Raw genomic sequence first — 3,141 nt, 5'->3', positions numbered from 1 at the left:
GTCGAAGACCGGGATGGTCAGCAGGGAGGTGAAGGCGAAGGCGTTGGTGTTCACGCCACCCAGCAGACCGATGATCACACCGCCCACGAGGCAGCCGACCAGCATGCGCGGGTAGATCCTCTTGAAGGTTGCATCCCCATCGCGTGCTGAGGGCTTCGACGAGCACAAGGCCGCGGCCTCGTTCACTGGTGTCGTCCGCAGGTGACAGCGTCGGCACGCCGATGCCGACTCCGACGTCGGTGACGGTGAGGCGGGTGCGGTGCGTGAGCGGGCGCTGGACGGTGACTGCTGCGGTGGGACAGGGCGTGTGGTCGATTGTGTTCGTCAGCAGCTCCGACACGATCAGCTGCGCGTCGGCGGTGAGCTGATGCATGTTCCAGGTCTCCAGCGCGCGGGAGACGAAGCGTCTGGCCCGCTGTACCGCCGCGGGCTCGCACGGCAGGAGCACGCTGTATCCGGGTACGTCGGGCAGATTGGGTCCTGCGGCGGTCGTGATCACGGGTTTGTCCCTCCGGCGCGGTGTGCCCGGCCCTGCCAGGGGAGGCAGGACCGGGCGCCCTCCACGTCGCCGGGATGGTGCGGGCCGGCGCCCGGGTGGTGGTGCGGGCGGCTGTCCGGCGACTGGCCACGACGGTAGGACTGCTGTCGTCCAACTCCCAAGAAGCTTGCGCGAGTTTGCAGCAAGGCGATTGACGGGCTCTTACTCCAGGCTGACGATCGATATGTCGCGCAAATTCGAGCAAGGACAAGGACAGGGGACAGACCGTGAAGTTACGATTCCTTGGCACCAACTCCACTGGCGGCGACTGCCCGACGTTGTACGCCACCGACCGGGACAGCTACATCGTCCAGGGCTGGCGGCTCTTCGCGAACGAGCTGCTGATGCAGCTCGACGTGGGCGAGGGCGAGAGCGCGGTGGAGGTGCCCACCGAGTTGTTCGAGCATGTGAAGCAGGACGGCGTTGCGGCTGGGGACCTCCGGCGTTTCGAGGCTCCGATCATGATCGTCACTGCGCAGGGCACCTGTGTCGTGCAGGGCAAGGCGGTGACCGACGCGGAGGCCCTGTCCCAGATGTCGATCCCGGACTACGAGAGCTGTGTCGAGGTGCCGAAGAAGGCGATCACCGCCCTACTGGAGGAAACGCGTGGAGCTGATCTCCAGCGCTGAGCGCAACCGGCTCTTCGAACGCTTCCAGCGCGACGCGTTCCATCTGGAGCTGCGGGACGACTACTCCGTGCCCGGCGAGGTGGGACCGTTTCAGAGCTGGCTCGACGGTGGGGACGTCGACTACACCTACCTCACGCCCTGGACCCAGCTCATGCAGCAGACCACCCGGCGCGGCATGACGGTGCGCAGGGTCCGGGTCGTGACCGAACCTCTGACCCCCTACATCCAGTGGGAACACACCATCACGGCCATGAACGAGGATGCTGGCGAGGCCGTCCGCTGGCTGCCCCGGCATCTCCTGCCGACGGGCGTCGCCTTCCCCTTCGACGGGCGGGACTGGTGGCTGTTCGACGACCGGCTCCTGGCCGTGGGGCATTTCGACGCAGACGGCCGCGTCCTCGGATCGCAGATCATCGAAGATCCGGACGCCGTCGCCCGGTGCGTACACCTGCGGGACCTGCTGTGGGCCAACGCCATCCCCCACACCGAGTACAAGCGCTGAACCATCCATGACCACACAGGTAGACGAGGCACTCCAAGCGCTCGGCGCCCGGCTGCGCGGCTTCCGCAAGGACGCCGGATTCACCAGCGGCCGGGCCTTCGCGCACGCCACCGCATGGCACGAGTCCAAGGTCTCACGCATCGAGCACGGAAAGCAGCGCCCCAGCGAGGACGACATCCGTATCTGGTGCGAGAGGACCGGCCAGCACGACCAGCTGGGCGACCTGATCGCGATCGTCCGCCACGTCGACGAGCTGTGGCTCGAATGGCGCCGCCAGCTCCAGGCCGGAGCCGAGAGACGGCAGCACAAAGCCATCCCCGTCTACGCCAGAACCAAGGTGTTCCGCATCTGGCACCCCACCGTCGTGTGGGGAACGCTGCAGACCACGGAGTACGCCGCCAAAGTCTTCGAGCAGGTCGTCAACTACTACGAGATCCCCGACGACACCGAAGCGGCCGTCGCCAAGCGCCTCCAGCGCCAGCAATACCTCTACCAGGGCGAGCGGATCTTCAACGTCCTCCTCGGCGAACAGGCCCTCTACACCAACTTCGGCGGCCCCGACGTGATGAAGGGACAGCTCGATCGCCTCCTGGCGGTGATGCGTCTGCCCCGGCTCAGCCTCGGCATCGTCCCCCGCTCCGCCCCGGCTGCGATCTGGCCCGGCAACTCGTTCTCGATGTTCGACGACAAGCTCGTCCTCGTCGAGACCTACTCTGCGGAACTCTCCGTCTCCCAGCCCAGGGAAATCGAGCTGTACGCCAAAGCCTTCGCCCTTCTTCAGCGGTCAGCGGTGTACGGCACCACCGTCCGGGACATCATCCTCACCGCCATCCAGCACTTCGACCGGATGCCGACCGACTAGGAGCCAACCCCTTGCCCGAGAAACCCAACTGGCACACCAGCACCTACACCACCCAGGACTCCTGTGTAGAGGTCGCCGACAACGATCCGGACGTCGTCATGGTGCGGGACACCAAAGCCCGAGGGCACGGTGTCATCTGTGCGCAGCCGTCGAACTGGAAAGCCTTCGTAAGCTACGTCAAACGGCAGTAGGGCGCCCGAAAGCGCAGGGCTTTCCGGAAAAACCGGCCACGAACTAGCAGTTGCTGCGTGACAGCGACGTGAAAGTACAGGACAGACGTGCAGGGGACCCGGCGGCATGGTCCCTGTCACGCCAGCAGCTGCCTGCACGCTGCGCCCGAAACGGTCCCCTCGTCGCTGCATCTGGCCGCTGTGGCCCAGGCAGCGCTGGGCTTTGTGCTGCCAGGTAGACGGTCGGGCAGGCTCCGGAGCGCACAAGCAGCCGCTCTCGCCGAACCTGGCTGCTTGCTGGACGGATTGAGTTCTTCGCCCTGCGTGAAGTCGACCAGACGCAGCAGACTCTGGTGCGGGCACTGCAGGCAGCGGGCGAAGCCGACGACTTGCTGCGGGGTGGCCGTTCTCGTGCAGTCCGCGTTCATCCTGGCTTGGGC

At 66.2% G+C, this 3,141-nt stretch carries 5 protein-coding genes; 4 read left to right on the top strand and 1 reads right to left on the bottom strand.

Annotated elements, in window-relative coordinates; genetic code table 11:
• On the bottom strand, positions 1 to 448 hold a 448-nt coding region (locus FNH09_RS50375), incomplete at its 3' end, for an ATP-binding protein (RefSeq protein ID WP_420802844.1).
• A 317-nt stretch (positions 449 to 765) separates the two neighbouring features.
• On the opposite strand from FNH09_RS50375, the gene FNH09_RS45685 reads away from it, so the two are divergent.
• From FNH09_RS45685 to FNH09_RS45670, 4 genes are read left to right on the top strand one after another with little or no spacing between them, the layout of a single operon-like run.
• Positions 766 to 1,167: a hypothetical protein gene (locus FNH09_RS45685; protein WP_162470099.1), complete on the top strand. Its 402-nt coding sequence runs from the start codon at positions 766 to 768 to the stop codon at positions 1,165 to 1,167.
• Positions 1,145 to 1,669, top strand: coding sequence for a DUF6879 family protein (locus tag FNH09_RS45680; protein WP_162470098.1), 525 nt, complete (start codon positions 1,145 to 1,147; stop codon positions 1,667 to 1,669). The genes FNH09_RS45685 and FNH09_RS45680 overlap by 23 nt, the downstream gene beginning before the upstream one ends.
• A 7-nt stretch (positions 1,670 to 1,676) precedes the next feature.
• Positions 1,677 to 2,531 (top strand): helix-turn-helix domain-containing protein, encoded by an 855-nt coding sequence (locus FNH09_RS45675; protein ID WP_152895761.1) that lies wholly within the window; start codon positions 1,677 to 1,679, stop codon positions 2,529 to 2,531.
• 11 nt (positions 2,532 to 2,542) lie between these two features.
• Positions 2,543 to 2,722, top strand: coding sequence for a DUF397 domain-containing protein (locus tag FNH09_RS45670; RefSeq protein WP_152895760.1), 180 nt, complete (start codon positions 2,543 to 2,545; stop codon positions 2,720 to 2,722).
• The last annotated feature ends 419 nt before the right edge of the window (positions 2,723 to 3,141 follow it).

Source organism: Streptomyces adustus (assembly GCF_009377175.1).
Taxonomy (GTDB): Bacteria; Actinomycetota; Actinomycetes; order Streptomycetales; family Streptomycetaceae; genus Streptomyces; species Streptomyces adustus.
The sequence above is the reverse complement of the archived record's forward strand: the minus strand, read 5'-3'. Positions and strand labels throughout refer to the sequence as shown.

What these genes read in the sequence shown, in the direction of transcription:
- FNH09_RS45675 (WP_152895761.1), top strand. Translation starts at nt 1,677, where the DNA reads ATGACCACACAGGTAGACGAGGCACTCCAAGCGCTCGGCGCCCGGCTG.